The sequence below is a fragment of the Erysipelothrix anatis genome (assembly GCF_009828745.1).
Taxonomy (GTDB): domain Bacteria; phylum Bacillota_I; class Bacilli_A; order Erysipelotrichales; family Erysipelotrichaceae; genus Erysipelothrix; species Erysipelothrix anatis.
This window is the reverse complement of the sequence record NZ_WTSX01000003.1, coordinates 75,369-92,021: the sequence shown is the minus strand read 5'-3', so window position 1 is coordinate 92,021 and position 16,653 is coordinate 75,369. Positions and strand designations below refer to the sequence as shown.

General features: G+C 38.9%; 17 protein-coding genes. All 17 read left to right on the top strand.

Annotated elements, in window-relative coordinates; genetic code table 11:
• Positions 1-136: 136 nt before the first annotated feature.
• The 17 genes from GVV19_RS03000 to GVV19_RS02920 all read left to right on the top strand — a co-directional run bounded on the left by GVV19_RS03000 (position 137) and on the right by GVV19_RS02920 (position 16,539).
• Positions 137-553, top strand: coding sequence for a hypothetical protein (locus GVV19_RS03000; protein ID WP_159639593.1), 417 nt, complete (start codon positions 137-139; stop codon positions 551-553).
• Between the two features lie 39 nt (positions 554-592).
• Entirely contained in the window at positions 593-1,783 is a 1,191-nt protein-coding gene (locus tag GVV19_RS02995) for a hypothetical protein (protein ID WP_159645411.1), read from the top strand.
• A gap of 86 nt (positions 1,784-1,869) precedes the next feature.
• Positions 1,870-2,409 carry an SAP domain-containing protein gene (locus GVV19_RS02990; RefSeq protein ID WP_159645408.1) on the top strand — a complete coding sequence of 180 codons (540 nt, stop codon included), beginning with the start codon at positions 1,870-1,872 and terminating at the stop codon, positions 2,407-2,409.
• Positions 2,410-2,505: 96 nt separating this feature from the next.
• Positions 2,506-2,913, top strand: coding sequence for a hypothetical protein (locus GVV19_RS02985; protein WP_159645405.1), 408 nt, complete (start codon positions 2,506-2,508; stop codon positions 2,911-2,913).
• 10 nt (positions 2,914-2,923) lie between these two features.
• Complete coding sequence (locus GVV19_RS02980; protein ID WP_159645402.1) at positions 2,924-3,583, top strand: MBL fold metallo-hydrolase; 660 nt, start codon at positions 2,924-2,926, stop codon at positions 3,581-3,583.
• A gap of 144 nt (positions 3,584-3,727) precedes the next feature.
• Positions 3,728-4,681 (top strand): ABC transporter ATP-binding protein, encoded by a 954-nt coding sequence (locus GVV19_RS02975; RefSeq protein WP_159635904.1) that lies wholly within the window; start codon positions 3,728-3,730, stop codon positions 4,679-4,681.
• Entirely contained in the window at positions 4,681-5,472 is a 792-nt protein-coding gene (locus tag GVV19_RS02970) for an ABC transporter permease (protein WP_159635901.1), read from the top strand. The genes GVV19_RS02975 and GVV19_RS02970 overlap by 1 nt, the downstream gene beginning before the upstream one ends.
• Positions 5,473-5,760: 288 nt before the next feature.
• Positions 5,761-7,107 carry an MATE family efflux transporter gene (locus GVV19_RS02965; RefSeq protein WP_159645399.1) on the top strand — a complete coding sequence of 449 codons (1,347 nt, stop codon included), beginning with the start codon at positions 5,761-5,763 and terminating at the stop codon, positions 7,105-7,107.
• 91 nt (positions 7,108-7,198) lie between these two features.
• On the top strand, positions 7,199-7,753 hold the full coding sequence (locus GVV19_RS02960) for a chromate transporter (RefSeq protein ID WP_159645397.1): 555 nt from the start codon (positions 7,199-7,201) through the stop codon (positions 7,751-7,753).
• Positions 7,753-8,319, top strand: coding sequence for a chromate transporter (locus tag GVV19_RS02955; protein WP_159639963.1), 567 nt, complete (start codon positions 7,753-7,755; stop codon positions 8,317-8,319). The genes GVV19_RS02960 and GVV19_RS02955 overlap by 1 nt, the downstream gene beginning before the upstream one ends.
• Positions 8,316-8,912: a DUF2238 domain-containing protein gene (locus GVV19_RS02950; RefSeq protein WP_159639586.1), complete on the top strand. Its 597-nt coding sequence runs from the start codon at positions 8,316-8,318 to the stop codon at positions 8,910-8,912. Before GVV19_RS02955 ends, GVV19_RS02950 begins: the two co-directional genes overlap by 4 nt.
• Positions 8,913-8,944: 32 nt before the next feature.
• Positions 8,945-11,095, top strand: coding sequence for an extracellular solute-binding protein (locus GVV19_RS02945; RefSeq protein WP_159645395.1), 2,151 nt, complete (start codon positions 8,945-8,947; stop codon positions 11,093-11,095).
• A gap of 161 nt (positions 11,096-11,256) precedes the next feature.
• Positions 11,257-12,090, top strand: coding sequence for a glycerophosphodiester phosphodiesterase family protein (locus tag GVV19_RS02940; protein ID WP_159645393.1), 834 nt, complete (start codon positions 11,257-11,259; stop codon positions 12,088-12,090).
• Positions 12,091-12,101: 11 nt separating this feature from the next.
• Positions 12,102-13,115, top strand: coding sequence for an extracellular solute-binding protein (locus tag GVV19_RS02935; protein WP_159645391.1), 1,014 nt, complete (start codon positions 12,102-12,104; stop codon positions 13,113-13,115).
• Between the two features lie 22 nt (positions 13,116-13,137).
• Positions 13,138-14,136, top strand: a complete 999-nt coding sequence (locus tag GVV19_RS02930) for an ABC transporter ATP-binding protein (protein ID WP_159645389.1) — start codon at positions 13,138-13,140, stop codon at positions 14,134-14,136.
• Between the two features lie 8 nt (positions 14,137-14,144).
• The gene (locus GVV19_RS02925) at positions 14,145-15,842 is read left to right on the top strand and encodes an ABC transporter permease (protein ID WP_159645386.1); all 1,698 of its coding nucleotides are present in this window, start codon (positions 14,145-14,147) and stop codon (positions 15,840-15,842) included.
• A complete protein-coding gene (locus tag GVV19_RS02920; protein ID WP_159645384.1) occupies positions 15,832-16,539 on the top strand; it encodes an MgtC/SapB family protein in 708 nt (235 codons plus the stop codon). The genes GVV19_RS02925 and GVV19_RS02920 overlap by 11 nt, the downstream gene beginning before the upstream one ends.
• The last annotated feature ends 114 nt before the right edge of the window (positions 16,540-16,653 follow it).

The following is a 16,653-nucleotide window of genomic DNA, read 5'->3' as shown; positions in this document are numbered from 1 at the left end:
TGTGTATGCCCATTGTAGCATGCCATGTCATTCCAACATACTCGGATGCCTAGCATCAATTTTGTAACTTTTTAAAGGGAAGCAGGTGCGTTACGGTATAGAATCATGTAAACTGTATCTATAAGGGGGATTTGACATGGAATGGATATTAATAGTGGTCTTAGTCGTGATTATTATATTGTTGCTTGTATCACGGAAACGAGAATCTCATGATGCCTTTGTAGAATACGATCGCTCGAAAAATATAAAGCCAGATGGCATTTCAAGCCATACGAGTTATACAACGACTCGTGATGGACACTTGCACTCACATGAAGAAAAGAAATCTGATTTTAATCAAAGTCAATTCAATGCAATGAAACGCAATCAACAGCGTGCAAACCAACAATTTACAGGTGCATTTGAATTGGATGCTGACGATAAAGTCTACGTCACAGGGTTAATCAAAGAAATGCAAAAGGTTCGTGCAATTAAGTACATTATCGACAAATATGGTGTCGGCTTACGCGATGCAAAAGCAACTGTCGATACAATAAGTCGCGATCTGCATTAATCATTCAAATTGCACGAATGTGCATGACAGGGGGATGTTATGAGTGATTCAAAAAACTATCTGTTTAAACGGATAAATGTCTTATTTAATAGTTTTTGGATATTGGCAATGGTGGCCGGAATTGGATTAGCCGTGACATTAATTGGCTCAAGCTCAGCGCTTTTTTATCGGGCGTTGACGGCCGTTTTTGATCGCATCCCCTATGTGGGGAATTTAGCATATTCATATGCAAAAGCAACGCAAATGATTGATTTAAGAGGGTTTGTAACATCGATTTTTAACCCGCTGATTATAGTGGATGCTTTATATTTTGTTGTTCCATTTATTGTTTTCCAAATTGTTGTGATGTTGATGAAACGTTATATTGTGAAACACGATCATGCTCTATTAGCTGCTGTCACAACCTTAATTATTCTTGTATCAATGTGGATGACAACACCGAATAGTATGTTCTTAACCCGCATGTTTTCAACACCGACAGTCATGCAAAAAGATACTATTATTCGTTGGGTCTTAGCGCTGGAAATTGTAGGATTTATTGCCTTACTCTATGCCTTACATCGTGAAGGTCGTTTCGATTTGCGCCAACTATGGACTCATGAACGAGCTCGTAAATATACACGAAATGGCTTGATTGCAACATTCGCTGTGATGGCGGTCATGAGTGTAGGGTTGATTACCACTCGCGTCGTAGTCAACGATATGAAACAAAACTTCAACGTTTCCTATGTCTTAGATTTTACGCCGAATCAAGATGGTCATATTTTGCTAAAAGTGCCAAGTAAAATCAAAGATCCATTGAAATATGTTGGTGTCACCCTACCTGAGTATGTTGATGAAAACACGGTATTAAAACAATTTGGTGTTGAATCTTTAGATGTTGGTGCAATCATCAATGGATTTACGGATGATACAATCAACAAAGGTGTGGCACAATTCATCAGTGTTCCGATGTTTAATGCTGTCGTATCTCTAATCATTGTGGTATCGGTAGCAGTATTGGAATTTGTCTCCCGACGCAACCAAATGTTGGCACCACCACTTTACTTAATTGAGACCATCTTGCTTGCAGGATTATTCTTTGGAATTGCTTATCAATTTGGTGTCATTACGATGGTGCTCGCAGGAATCGCACTGATTGGCGTCAGCATTCACTTGATTACGTATATGAAAGAATCAGGCATGCTCGAACGGATGGCATTAAAACTTAAATCACTACGAACACACTAACACTTCAGTTAGTGTGTTTTTTTATGCATTCGAGATTCGCTTGGTTTGGGGCTGTGATAAAATAGGATTAAAGTGAGGTAAAAACAATGACAAAAATCAAACATCCAATTTACGACAATTACCCAGAGTATCCGTATATTTCTCCAGAACGCGATCTTGCGCGATGGGAAAAATACCCGGAAGAATTTCCATATTCGAAGGTTGAAAAGAAGAACATGGAGCGCCTTCCAGAAGGATTGCTACCTGGCGATATTATTATGTTGTGGCGAATTGGTCTTGGAACTTTTAATAATCTCAGCATGATTCCCAACTATTTTGAATACAAATATGGTATCAATAGTGATGAAAGTCTGGAACTCTTAGTTGAAAAGGGATATGCCTATAAAGCCAGTGCTAAAGAATCGTTAGATATGTTAAGTATTCCAGTTTTAAAACGGATTCTAGAGGAAAATAATCTGGATAAAAAAGGAAAGAAGCAGGATGTTTTAGAACGTGTACGTGATCATGTCAGTGAGAATACGTTAGAAACTTCCTTTCCATTACGGAAATATGTAATAACGGATGCGGGTCGCGCGGTCGTGACGGCCTATGATGCGATTATTCAAAAACATGGTCCTAAGATGTAAGGCATCACATAAAATCATACATTCCATAAAAGATGCAAATTTCAATTCGCTCCTAGCCTATTTTTTTGATAGACTGTAAAAAACGGAGGGTACATAATGAAAAAACACAAATATCAACCCATTGCACTAATCGTCTTGCTTGTTCTAGTTGGAGCAGGTTCTTGGTTCACCTTACATGCTATAAATGAACCCAAAACAAAGCACGAGCCGATCCTTGTTTTTAAAGATGACATTACCTTCAAGATTGGTCAGTTGTCGTTTGAGGAAGAGGATATGCCAAATGATCTTGAGCGCCCAACAATTACGGTGGAGTCAATTCTAAAGCCGAATGTTTCAGATTACGATGTCGCATCATTTAATAAAGTACCATGTGGTGATCAACCCCAAGATATGATGTTCCGTTTTATAGATACAGCTGAAGAAGGTTCATATGAAGGAACGGTGTATGCAGCCAAAGATAATGTCTGCAAAACCTATACGTTCAATTATCGTGTTGAGGCATAGTGAGGGAGGCATGGAGCATATTGAACTCAGTAATCGCCACCACTTATTCAAATTCCAGTATCCAGAATGGGACTTGTATCTTCATTTGATTAAAGGGGAGCATCGTAATTATTTGATTGATAGTGGTATAGACCACATTGCACTTGAACCATTGTTGGATATACTTTCATCATTATCAAAACCGTTGGTACTCATTAACAGTCATTATCATTGGGATCATGTTTTGGGTAATTATGCCATTCCAGCAGATCGTATTGTTGCGCACCATAAAACGGCCACAATCCTCAGCGATTCTTGGGATGCATTAATTGCCGAAGGTGCCGATTATTTACAGACACAACCACCGAAGTGTCTGCCTACTGAGACATTCTTTAAAGATTGTTGGTTCGAAGATGATGGTATTTATCTATTTCATACGCCAGGCCATACTGTTGATGGAATCAGTGTTTATGATCGTATTGAAAAAGTTCTTAACGTTGGCGATAATCTTGGTGATGATGTGTCACACATCGTTCCGGAACTAGATTTGGATGTCTCAACATACATTGCGACTTTAGACCAGTATGCGTCATTGGAAATTACGACAATGGTTTCAGGACACATGGGTTTAGCGCAACCACAAATCATAGAAGCCATTAAAGAACAAATCGCGAGCACAACCAATACATAAATTCTTACAATCAACACGGACTTTTCGGTTCGTGTTTTTCATGCGAAAATTTATTAAAAAAAATTATACCGAAAGGCTTGACAAATATCGTTTACAGTTGTAATCTATAGATGTGTTTACAAACGTAAACGACAGGAGGAAGTTATGGACAACATTATTGAAGTACGCGATCTCGTGAAGCACTACCGCAAAAAGAATGGAGAAATCTTTGAAGCTGTTAAAGGGATTAGCTTTGAAGTAAAACGTGGAGAAATCTTTAGTTTCTTAGGACCAAACGGAGCAGGAAAATCGACAACAATTGGAATGCTGACGACACAAAAAGAAATTACAGATGGACACGTCTTCATTGACGGTAAACCATTGCGTCTCAACGCAATCGAAGCACGAAGCAAAATTGGTATCGTGGCACAACACAACAATTTAGATCGAGGTCTCACTGCACGTGAAAATCTTATCTACCATGCGCTGTACTTCGGAATGAGTCGCAAAGAGGCTGAATCTCGTGCGGATTTCTTATTGGAAAAATTCGGACTTAAAGATTGGCAACACGAATACGTGAAGAGCTTCTCAGGTGGGATGGCACAACGCTTGAAGATTTCAAGAGCTATGGTTCATAAGCCAGAAATATTATTCTTAGATGAACCAACAACAGGTCTTGATCCTGCATACCGTGAAGTTTTATGGGAAGAAATGTTGGAACTCAATCGTGAGGGAACAACAGTGTTCTTGACAACACACTATATGGAAGAACCCGAACGATTCTCTGATCGTATTGCGATATTCAGTAATGGTGTCATCCAAGCGATTGGTACCTCGGCAGAATTGAAGCAATTAACACCTGGTAACCAGATTATCAATGTTGAGTTTGAAGCGATTGAACAACAACTGAAAGATGCCCTAGCCGACCTACCCGAAGTCAGTTCAGCATCTGAAACATCGCCAACAAGCTTAACACTCTATCTTGAAGACAAACCTGCAGCATCAGAAGCAGTCCTTGAGTGGATTAACAAGAACCACTTAAAAATGCGATCCTTCAACCTCAGCAACATTACTTTGGATGATGTCTTCGTACACTTAACAACAAAAGGAGCAAAATAATGGAAACAAAAATTAGCAACCGTCAAATTATCACAACAATGGTCAAACGTGACTTAGTGATTCAGGCCCGTGACAAATATGAATTTATATTTAGAGTTGGAATGTTACCATTTATTCTTATCTTAATTTATGGATATGTGCTTCCGAAAATAGGTGTCGTATCCGCAGACTTTCCGCAGTATATGTTCCCTGGCATGGTTGGAATGAGTTTACTCCTTACAGGTATCCATGGTACTGCAGTTCCCTTAACAATGGACTTCAATAATTCCCGAGAAATTGAAGACCGTCTTCAGGCACCAATTGATACACGATACATTGCGATAGCGAAAATGATTGTTGGTATCATCGAGTCATGGATCGGTGCGTTAATCGTACTACCAATTTCACTCATATTCATGAACGAATACCTTGTCTTCTCCTTCACATTCGGACAAATCATTGGACTTATCGGTGTATTGATTCTTGCATCATTTGCTTCCGCAACATTAGGGTTGTTAGTAGGAACAATCGTGAAGCCGATGCAAATTGCTGCAATGTTCCCAGGATTCTTAATGCCTATGGTATTTACAGGTGCAATCTTCTTTACATGGGATGCATTGTCCGCATTACCAGTATTCCAGATGCTTGTTCTTGTAAACCCGCTTGTGTATATTAACGAGGCACTTCGAGCATTGATGTATGTGGATGTAGCGTCTATGCCACTTGTATTCAGTGTGTTGGGTATGGTTGTATTCACAATAATAATGGGTTATGTTGGCTTTAAACGCTTCATGCGTTTAGCACAAAACTAACATTACTTTATCTCTCTTAATTCTCGATTTATCAGTCTAAATCAAACATAAAGGCACTTACTTTCCCCGAGGTAGGTGCTTTTGGTTTAAAGGGGATAGTTATACGGAAAATTAGCACGAATTTCGAATGATGCACACTGTTCATTGCGATTGACAACTACCGTCAGTGTGCTAAAATACGAGGAGACTACATCCGGAAGACTGCCGAGTCGCAGTGTGTCAGAAAGAAACGCATGCAAGGCCAAAGTAAATGCTACTTTGGCCTTTTTATATGCTCAAGGAGGAACTATGAATTATTCGAAAATTAGTAATAGGCATATTATTTGGAAATTTGCGATTCCACAAATGATTGGACTCATTTTCAATTCAATTTATTTTATTATAGATGGAATTTTTATTGGACGTCGTTTAGGCCCTGATGCCCTTGCGGCTGCAGGGGTAGCGATTCCGGTTGTTGAAATTATGATTGCGATATCCATGTTGATTTCAGTGGGAGCGGGTGTTGTTATCTCCTCATCTTTGGGTAAGAATGATACTGAATCTGCTAACAAAATCTTCAATAAGGCCAATATGATAACACTTGTATTAGCAGTTAGTGTTGTTGTGTTAGGTAACCTCTTTTTAGAGCCGCTGGCGCGTTTTATGGGTGCGACAGATCTGATTCTTTACGATACGATGGTTTACTTGCGTTATTTTATAACGGCATCACCTTTTTTAATCTTTAGTTTTACGTTGAGTACGTTTGCTCGAAATGACAATGCTCCACGACTCGCAATGTGGGCACTAATAGTGGGATCATTATCAAATATTTTACTGGATTGGGTGTTTATGTATCCCTTAAATATGGGGATGGCAGGTGCTGCGCTTGCAACGGCACTGGGGCCAGTGTTCAGTGTAATGATTTTACTGCCGCACTTTTTACGAAAGAAAGGTGTCTTATCGTTCGCGTTCATGGCTTTTACAATCAAAGATGTCTGGGATATAACCATAAAAGGCATGGCAGCCTTCATTACAAACTTTTCGATTGGTCTGGTAACACTCTTCTATAACCTTTCAATCACCCATCAAGGCATGGGAGAAGCAACATTATCGGCCTATGTTATTATAGGGTATCTAGCATTAATCGCATTAACGGCCTTCTTGGGTTCCTCTCAGGGAATTCAGCCTGCGATTAGCTTCTTTGCCGGTAGTGGTGAAAATGAACGAATCGTATCTTTAACGCGTTCAACAGTTTGGTTTAATGTGGGGTTGGCGTTAGCACTCACCATCCTTATGTGGGTAGCCGGACCTGTTGTTATTAGTCTGTTCACCAATGATGCTCTATTAATTGCCAACACAAGTGCAATTGCGAATATCTATTTCTTGAATCTTGTCTTTGCAGCTATTAATATCGTGCTTGCAACAGTGCTTCAAGCATTGGATTATCAAAAGTCGTCCACGAATTTATCACTCATGCGTTCAACAGTACCACTCATGGTTTTCCTGGTTGTGTTACCACTAATTTTTGGATCCTCGAGTATTTGGTATGCCGTGATTGGCGCGGAAGTGCTTACGATGGTTGCCTCCGTATGGATTTGGCGCCAGGTCAGTGTAAACCTTAATGTCGCCAAACAAGAAGAGCCACAACGAGTTTAAAGAAAGAGCATCTTGCTCTTTTTTTTTATGTACCCAATTTGAAGGTAACGCACAAAAAGTATATGATTAGTAAAGAAATCGAGGCGATATCATGAAACGAATTGAAAAGTACTGGCAACTATTCTCATCTTCATTTTACTTAAGTGCATTTACCTTTGGTGGCGGGTATGTCATCATCCCATTGCTTCAAAAGAAATTTGTGGATAACTTGGGCTGGATTAGTAATGATGAAATGATGGATATGACTGCCATCGCACAATCAGCACCCGGTTCTCTCGCGGTGAATGCATCTATTTTGATAGGATATAAAATTGCTGGTATTTCAGGAGCGTTAGTATGTACATTGGGAACAGTTTTACCGCCCCTAATCTTACTTTCTGTGATTTCGCAATACTATGATGCCTTTAAGGCAAACCGCTATATTGCGGCTGCCTTACATACGATGCAAGCAGGAGTCGCTGCGGTTATCCTTGATGTTGTTGTAACGCTAGGGAATCAAATCATTCAATCCAAAAATAGTATGTATCTCATGATTATGATTGCAACGTTTGTCTTATCATTGCTCTTCCAAATTAATGCGTTAATATTGATCGTTGTAGCGGGTTTAATGGGTGTCTTTGAAATGACAGTGAGGACACAGAAATGATGATTTATTGGGAATTGTTTATCAGTTTTTTGCAGATTGGGTTGGTAAGCTTTGGTGGGGGTTATGCTGCTATGGCGCCAATTCAAGCTCAAGTGGTTGACAAACATGGTTGGCTAACGCTTGCACAGTTTACAGATCTTATTACAATTTCACAGATGACGCCAGGGCCGATTGCATTGAATTCCGCAACCTTTGTGGGACTTCAAGTTGCGGGTATTCCCGGAGCAATTGTTGCAACGTTGGGAAATGTATTTCCATCCATTGTGATTGTGTCCGTGCTTGCGTATATATACTTTAATTATTCAAAAGTTCGTGCAATTCAAGCTACATTAGATGCTGTGCGCCCAACAGTTGTCGCGTTAATCGCCGTCGCAGGTGTCTCTATTTTCATGAATGCGATGTGGAATGGGAATCCTGTATCATTTGACACGCTGGATCTGACCAACGCATTTATTTTTATTGGCGCATTTATGATTATTCGAAAACTAAAGTGGGATCCCACGTTAGTGATGCTTTTAACTGGCGGAGTCGGCATCTTTTTGGTTTTGATAGGAGTTTTAGTATGAAACAAAAAATAGCGAAATTATTAATGATGATGGGAGTAGGACTTTTTGCCTACAATATCGTGACATACAGTACTGATTTTATGTCCAATCTTCTGCCATTATCAAAGTTTACAATCGGACTTGTGGCAATCATCGTACCGTGGTATCTCAAAAAATCATGGTTCAAAAATCTTGATGATAGTATCTATATTCTCTATTTTCTCTTCATCCTTGCAACGCTTTATGCCGGTGAACGATTTGGTTTTTATTCCACTTTCGAACATTACGATTCAATGCTTCATTTCTCAAGTGGGGCATTACTGACGTTGATTGGTTATGAAGTATGGTGCCATTTTATGAAAGAAAAACCAGCACCGATCATCGTCATCATGATATTTGTCTTCTGTTTTGCGATGACCTTGGGTATTTTCTGGGAACTTTATGAGTATACTGCTGATGGTTTGATGGATTTGAACCTACAACGGTACATGGACCGAAGTGGTCATGAAGTGCTTTGGGATACAATGAAAGATATTGTTGTAAATATGGCGGGATCACTCACTGCGTGTGTCTACATTTTTAAAAATCACCAGAAGTCTGTTAAAAAAAGCTAAAATCGCATATTATTAAACTATGAGGTGAAACGATGGCAACGATCAAAGATATCGCAAAACGCGCAGGCGTTTCGCATGGAACAGTTTCAAACGTCTTAAATAAAAACGGTAATGTCAGTGTTGAAAAAATTCGTCGCGTTGAACAGGCAGCCAAAGAGCTGGGCTTTGTTATGAACGTACAGGCCAAACAGCTTCGAAAAGGAAGCGCACGTAAGGTCGGCTTGGTTCTTCCAAGTTTAATGCTCCATAAATATAATGAAATCTACAAAGGAATCGAATTCGAAATCGCAAAGACTGAGTTTGAGTTTGATGTTTATTTTTCAAATGGAAATCGCGACATTGAATTGAGTATTATAGAAAAAATCGCGTCTTCTGGAGCGTCATGCGTTATAGCATATAGCATATTAAAACGACTTGAAGAGTATGAGGCGTTGGATATTCCTGTTATGATTTTGAACCGTGATTTAACATCAACACATCCTTTGATTCATTCAATTAGTTTTGATTATCGTGATTTAGGGCGTGCCCTTGCCCGCCAAGCATTGCAAGACCAACGTCGCAATATTGTTGTTGTAACAGGTCAATCGAAAGTAATGTATCGCGAATTTCTTGAAGGTGTAAATGAAGTGCTTGAAGATGAAGACGTTGCAATAACACATAAACGTCTGGATGACCTTTTGTTAATGAAGGGAACTTTGGATATTTTGTCACAACACCATTTGTATGATGCTATCATTGCGATGGACGAGGATGTTGTCGAAAATGCCATAAAGCTCACACGATTTACGAATCATGCAACGGTACCCAATATATATACAGTTGGAGCTACAGGACTTCTAGATCCCCAAGCAGCCTATCGTTTGGATGTAAATTATCAGCAACTTGGAAAAAAAGCTGCTGAGATTGTAACACAACTCGATTTCGAAGCACCAGTAAGTCATCTAATACTTGCTGATGACGGATTCAAATACGAAACATTAACAGCGTCCCATGAATTTGAAGAAATTAATGTTTTGATGTTGAAATCACCGACGACTAACGCCATTCGTGCCATTGTCGCAGATTTTACGACCCAATATAGCATTCGTGTTAATATTGTGGAACTTACATATGATGAGCTCTTGAAGACCGTATCGACCCCTGATTCAGTAAAAAACTATGATCTAATCCGAATAGATATGGGGTGGATGACCCGCGTTGGTGCACACATTTTTAAGAAACTTGAAAACTTGAAAATTGATACACTACAAGCACGTGTTCCACGTTATATTCCGGATGACTATACTCACATCGATGGCATCATGTATACCGTTCCGCTCGATGCATCAGTTCAAGTTTTGTACTACCGGAAAGATTTGTTCGAAGATGCGATCATCAAACGTAGTTTTTATGAAATGCATAAACGCAATTTAACGGTTCCTACGACCTACGAAGAATACGACGAAATCAGCGAATTCTTCACACGGGAATTTAATAATAAATCAAAAACTCACTACGGTACATCTCTGGTCTATGGATCAAATATCGTAACGGCAAGTGATTTTATCCCGCGTGTTCGGGACTATAGCCAAAAGAAACAAGTAGATATCAAGATGTATGATTTAAAACATCCGGTGATGCGAGCGGCCATTGAGGCATATGTACAATCGAAAAAGTACTCTAACCGAGATACGAACCATTGGTGGAGCGATGTTTTAAATAATCTTACAAGCGGGAGCACTGCAATGGGGACTGTCTATTCTAATCACGCGTCTTCACTGATTGAATCAGAAGAAGGTATTCATCGCATTGGTTATGCTGATATCCCAGGTGGACAACCGATGCTTGGTGGGGGTGTTATTGGTATTACAAAGACCACCACCCATGAAGCTGCAGGTATTAAGTTTCTAGAGTGGTTATACAGTCCTGAGATATCAGCGTTAATTACATATCTTGGGGGTAGCATCTTAACGAACAAAGTGCATGAGAATGTTGATGTGCTCCGTATTTATCCTTGGATTGAGAAATATCCTGAGTATTTTGCCAAAGGAAAACGTCGAGAAGAATCGTTAAGTGATATTGGCATCGATGAATTCAGTTACGAGATGATTTTGGGGGAAGCGATTCGATCCTATATTTTAGGTGTGTCAACACTTGATGATGCATTAGAACGCGCAATCGAAACACTAAACAAGAGAAGGTAAAGCCTTCTCTTTTATATTGGAACGTTCAAATCACACAATCATCAATAAACCGCTATTTAACTGAATATTAATGTAATCCCTTTCATTAATTACAGCGTTTTAACAATTTTAGAATTGACACGTTCCAATTTCGTTGGTAATCTTGATGTAGGAGGAAGCTTATGTCCGAAAATAATTACTTAAAACAAATGCTCCAAAAGCATGGGGTCTTAATTGCATCTCACCGAGGATTGAATGGTGGGTATATTGCTCAAAATACAATTCTTGCGTATAAAAATGCATTACGTCACGGTGCTCATATCCTTGAGATTGATGTAATCAAAAGTTCTGATGGTGTTTTCTACGCATTCCATAATGGTCTTGAGAAAACAGTACTTGGATTTGATAAAGATATTCGTGAAGCATCATCTGCAGAAATCGAAACTCTGTACATCAGTGGATCAAATGCAACACCAACACATTACAAACTGGAGCGTCTTGATGATGTTCTTGCGTTTGTAAAGGAAACACCGGATTGCTTAATTAACATTGATCGTTCATGGTTTTACTGGGAAGAGATTATTGATTATATCAATAAGGCATCAATGGCATCACAAATTATTATCAAGTCACCAGTCGATACATCCTTACTCACAACGCTCAAAGAAAAAGGGCCATCGATTATGTACATGCCGATTACCAAAAGTGTTGATGATGTTGAAACTGTGAAGGCAATGGAATTAAATACAATTGCTTTTGAAATGATTGTAACAAAAGACACCGATACTTTAGCAGATAAAGCATACCTCAATACCCTAAAAGCTGAAGGATACAGCTTATGGATTAATACAATTACGTTGGACGATAAAACGATTCTTTCGGCACAGCGCGACGATAATCGTGCAATTGAAACTGGCGATTATGAATCCGTATGGGGACACTTTATTGATCTTGGTTTTGATATGATTCAAACCGATTGGCCTGCATTGATTCAGAATTTCATCAAAAACAGATAAAGGAGATTATGATGAAAAAAATAATAGTAAGCATTCTCGTAACATTATTGGTATTAACAGGATGTGGTAGTACTGCTGAGAAAAAAGATTCACTCGTTATTTATTCGAACTCGGCGAGTGACGGGCGTGGCGAATGGCTCACTGAAAAAGCAAAAGAAGCAGGATTCACGGTTGAGATTGTTCCAATACCAGCTGGTGACCTTACAAACCGTCTTATCGCAGAAAAAAACAACGCGATTGCAGATATGGTTTATGGTTTGAATACGATTGAATTTGAAAAGTTGAAAGCACAAGATATGCTTGTTGAATATACACCAGCATGGGCGAGTGATGTGGATACATCGTTGGGTGATGGAAAACACTACTATCCAATCGTAGTTCAACCCTTAGTCTTTATTTACAATGAAAGCGTTGTGGGTAACGATGTACCTAAGGATATTGTTGAATTTGCAGATCCGAAATACAAAGATCAATACAATGTATTCAGTTTAGGCGGGGGTACAGGAAAAACATTGTACTCAAGCATACTCGTTCGTTACGCTGATCCAAGTGGAGTCCTAGGAGTATCTGAAGAAGGTTGGAAGGTTGCAAAAGCTTATATTCAAAATGCACATTTTGAAATTAAAGGTGAAGATTATATTGGAAATGTAATATCCGGAGAACGCCCAATCACAATGATGTGGGGATCAGGTGTAATGCAACATCAAGGAGAACGTGATTACAAGTTTGGTGTTATTTCACCAGAAATTGGAGTACCTTATGTTGTGGAACAAGTAGCAATCTTAAATGACTCGAAAAAAGAACTTGCAACAGAATTCGCAAACTGGTTCGGATCAGCAGAAACACAAGCAGCATGGAGTGAAAAGTTTGGAACAATTCCTGCTCATCCAGAAGCAATGAAAAATGCTTCCGCAGACGTCATAGAATTTATGAATTCAGTCCATGCACAAGACATTGACTGGGAGTTTGTAACAAAAAATATAGATCAATGGGTGGAAAAAGCTGAATTAGAATTTGTTCAATAGTATGAATTAGGAAGGGAAGACTATGATTAAATTTGAGAATATAGAAATTAAGTACGGTGACTTCGTTGCTATTGAAAATCTGAACCTAGAGGTTGAGGAGGGTGAATTTTTCACCTTTCTAGGACCTTCGGGCTGTGGTAAAACGACAACTTTACGGGCACTTGTTGGCTTCTTATCACCATCGCAAGGGGATATCTATGTCGCAGAAGATCGCATTACAAAGCAAACAGTAGAACAGCGTCAAATCGGAATGGTTTTTCAGAGTTACGCACTCTTTCCAACGATGAACGTGTACGAGAATATTGCATTTGGGTTGCGTGTCAAAAAACTATCTAAAGGTGTTATCCATCAAAAAATTATGGATGTAGCTCAAAAAATCGAATTAAAAGAGGAACAGCTCTATAAAAATGTCTCAGAATTATCAGGTGGACAGCAACAACGTGTTGCGTTAGCACGTGCAATCGTCATGGAGCCAAAGATTCTGTGTTTGGATGAACCGTTATCAAATCTTGATGCAAAACTTCGCGTGGGATTACGTCAGGAACTCAAACGATTACAACGGGAGTTGGGAATCACAACCCTGTATGTAACACATGATCAAGATGAAGCATTAGAGTTATCTGATAGAATCGCTGTTTTCAATCATGGAAAGATTGAGCAAGTTGGAACCCCCTTCGAAATATACAATAATTCTCAAACTGAATTTGTCTGTGAGTTTATTGGTGCTATCAATAAACTCGATCTCCCTTTTATTGAGGCAATTTCTGCGAAAACATCAAAACTTGATGTTACAAAACCAGGTTATATTCGTATTGAACGAATTCATCGTAGTCAAAATGAACACTTTGAATTCGAAGGTGAAATTAAAGAAGTAATGTTTAATGGGCAAGTTAGTACATATGTTGTATCAGCATATGGTCAAGAGTTTAAACATATTGAAAAAAATATGACCGATCGCCAATATGCTATAAACGAAGTGCTTACTTTCGCTATCAATCCTGATGATGTTATGCAGTTTTAGGGGGAATTATGGAGACAATAAAAGAAAAAATTCATAATCTAAAGTTGGGTAGCCTTGCAGTTAAACTTGTTATTGCTTGGTTCTTAATCGCGTTTGTAATTTACCCTAATGCAAATCTTTTAGTAAGTATTTTCTTCAAAAACGGACAGTTTTCCACAGATGCTTTTGGAAAAATATTAACTTCGGAACGCGCTATGAAAGCACTGATGAATAGTTTTGTTCTAGCTTTCACCTTAGTTATCACTGTAAATATCGTTGGAACACTAATAGTTCTCTTTACAGAATACTTTGAAATCAAAGGGGCAAAAATACTTCGCCTGGGATACATGAGTACACTTATTTATGGTGGGGTTGTTTTAGTAAGTGGATATAAATTCATTTATGGTCCTACGGGAATCGTTACAAATCTTTTGACTGGACTGTTTCCTGCAATGAATGCCAACTGGTTCACGGGTTATTTTGCGGTTGTATTTGTTATGACATTCTCTGTCACTTCGAATCATATGATCTTCTTAAGAAATGCGATTCGTGGCTTGGATTACCATACAATTGAAGCTGCCAAAAACTTAGGAGCATCAGGGACCAGCATTCTAATGAAAGTTGTGATGCCAACGCTTAGACCAACCTTCTTTGCAGTCACAATTCTTACATTTTTAACAGGTTTAGGTGCCATGTCAGCGCCATTGATTGTGGGTGGACCAAATTTTCAAACCATTAACCCGATGATCATGGCATTCGCCAAAACACCAAGTTCGCAAGAACTGGCAGCCTTACTTGCTGTTATTTTGGGTGTGGCAACGATTCTATTATTGATGATTCAAAATAAACTTGAAAAAGGTAAAAACTATATTTCGATTTCTAAAACTAAGACGAAATTACAGAAACAAAAAATCGAAAATAAGGGACTTAACATCCTAGCACACATTACAGCCTATGCTCTGTTCTTTATCTATACACTTCCAGTTGTTCTTGTTATTCTCTTTGCATTCTCCAATTCTTTAGCAATCACAACGGGAAATTTATCGTTCAGTGCATTTACACTCGAAAATTTCCAACGCCTCTTCGTCGATTCATCAGCATTCAAGCCGTATCTCATTAGTGTGATTTACGCAATTAGTGCAGCTGTAATCGTAACTGCAATTGCAGTGATCGTATCGCGAATTGTCCACAAAGGTAAATCAAAGACGAATGCATTCTTTGAATACAGTATGCTAATACCTTGGATTTTACCATCTACACTTATTGCCTTAGGACTCATGTTGACCTATGATCAGTCACGATTAATTGTTGGAAATAAAGTCTTAATCGGTACACTTGTCATTCTTCTTTTGGGCTACATTGTGGTAAAACTACCGTTCTCCTTTAGAATGATTCGGTCAGCATTCTATAGTATTGAAGATAGTTTAGAAGAAGCTGCACAGTCGATGGGCGCAAGTAAATTCTACACATTACGTCGAATTATTATTCCCATCATCTTACCAGTCCTTCTTTCGGTTATCGCACTAAACTTTAACAGTTTACTGGCGGAGTATGATCTAACGGTTTTCCTTTATCATCCGCTTTATTCGCCACTAGGTGTTATTGTAAAAGCTGCGAGTGATGATATTGCGTCAACCAATGCTATTGCAATGTCCTTTGTCTATACTGTTGTTTTAATGATTATTTCTTCCGTTACGCTCTACTTAACACAAAAAGATGATCGATAGTGTCACTGCAATCATGAAGGCGTTGCATGAGTTTTCCTTCTTTACAATTTTATTACGATTGGGGTTAGCGATGGTTCTTGGGACCATGATTGGTACGGACCGTTCGCGAAAAGGCAGCCCCGCTGGATTAAAAACACATAGTGTGGTTGCTGTAGGATCAGCGTTAGTAATACTCACCAGCCAGTACATCAGTGAGTTAACAGGTAGCACGGATTTATCAAGAATGCCAGCACAAGTAATTAGTGGTATTGGGTTTCTTGGTGCGGGAACAATTTTGGTTATGGGTGGAAATCGTATTAAAGGATTAACATCAGCAGCTACAATTTGGTTTAGTGCCTGTATGGGGATTGCGGTTGGTATTGGGTTCTATGAAGGGGCAATCGGGTCCGTTATTTTTGAAATCATTATCTTTAAAGTATTGTCTCGGATGTCAGTGCTTCAAAACGGCGTTTCTACTATTGAAATCTATATATCCTATACCAGTTGCTTTAATCTCCAACAATTTGTGAATTCACTTGAAGCGGCGCATGCGCGAATTATTGAAATTGAATCCAATAAACTACCCACGTTGCGCGATGGCGAAGAACGGATTTATAATACGCAGTTTATTATCCAATTGGATAAAGAAATTGATCACGATGAACTCGTTTCATCACTTAAAAATACATTGGGCGTTTTAACAGTGTTACAGTTTTAAAAAAAGTGCATTAGCACTTTTTTCATTTGTGAAAAAAGTTTCGGAAGTTCTTTAATAATGCGTGTTCAGTGGATATAAGGCTCAAATAGTAGCGTAAACGAACGTTGTTCATTA

Bases quoted from the DNA above. Each gene is read 5' to 3' on its own strand.
- GVV19_RS03000 (WP_159639593.1), top strand. From the start codon at position 137: ATGGAATGGATATTAATAGTGGTCTTAGTCGTGATTATTATATTGTTG.
- GVV19_RS02995 (WP_159645411.1), top strand. From the start codon at position 593: ATGAGTGATTCAAAAAACTATCTGTTTAAACGGATAAATGTCTTATTT.
- GVV19_RS02990 (WP_159645408.1), top strand. From the start codon at position 1,870: ATGACAAAAATCAAACATCCAATTTACGACAATTACCCAGAGTATCCG.
- GVV19_RS02985 (WP_159645405.1), top strand. From the start codon at position 2,506: ATGAAAAAACACAAATATCAACCCATTGCACTAATCGTCTTGCTTGTT.
- GVV19_RS02980 (WP_159645402.1), top strand. From the start codon at position 2,924: ATGGAGCATATTGAACTCAGTAATCGCCACCACTTATTCAAATTCCAG.
- GVV19_RS02975 (WP_159635904.1), top strand. From the start codon at position 3,728: ATGGACAACATTATTGAAGTACGCGATCTCGTGAAGCACTACCGCAAA.
- GVV19_RS02970 (WP_159635901.1), top strand. From the start codon at position 4,681: ATGGAAACAAAAATTAGCAACCGTCAAATTATCACAACAATGGTCAAA.
- GVV19_RS02965 (WP_159645399.1), top strand. From the start codon at position 5,761: ATGAATTATTCGAAAATTAGTAATAGGCATATTATTTGGAAATTTGCG.
- GVV19_RS02960 (WP_159645397.1), top strand. From the start codon at position 7,199: ATGAAACGAATTGAAAAGTACTGGCAACTATTCTCATCTTCATTTTAC.
- GVV19_RS02955 (WP_159639963.1), top strand. From the start codon at position 7,753: ATGATTTATTGGGAATTGTTTATCAGTTTTTTGCAGATTGGGTTGGTA.
- GVV19_RS02950 (WP_159639586.1), top strand. From the start codon at position 8,316: ATGAAACAAAAAATAGCGAAATTATTAATGATGATGGGAGTAGGACTT.
- GVV19_RS02945 (WP_159645395.1), top strand. From the start codon at position 8,945: ATGGCAACGATCAAAGATATCGCAAAACGCGCAGGCGTTTCGCATGGA.
- GVV19_RS02940 (WP_159645393.1), top strand. From the start codon at position 11,257: ATGTCCGAAAATAATTACTTAAAACAAATGCTCCAAAAGCATGGGGTC.
- GVV19_RS02935 (WP_159645391.1), top strand. From the start codon at position 12,102: ATGAAAAAAATAATAGTAAGCATTCTCGTAACATTATTGGTATTAACA.
- GVV19_RS02930 (WP_159645389.1), top strand. From the start codon at position 13,138: ATGATTAAATTTGAGAATATAGAAATTAAGTACGGTGACTTCGTTGCT.
- GVV19_RS02925 (WP_159645386.1), top strand. From the start codon at position 14,145: ATGGAGACAATAAAAGAAAAAATTCATAATCTAAAGTTGGGTAGCCTT.
- GVV19_RS02920 (WP_159645384.1), top strand. From the start codon at position 15,832: ATGATCGATAGTGTCACTGCAATCATGAAGGCGTTGCATGAGTTTTCC.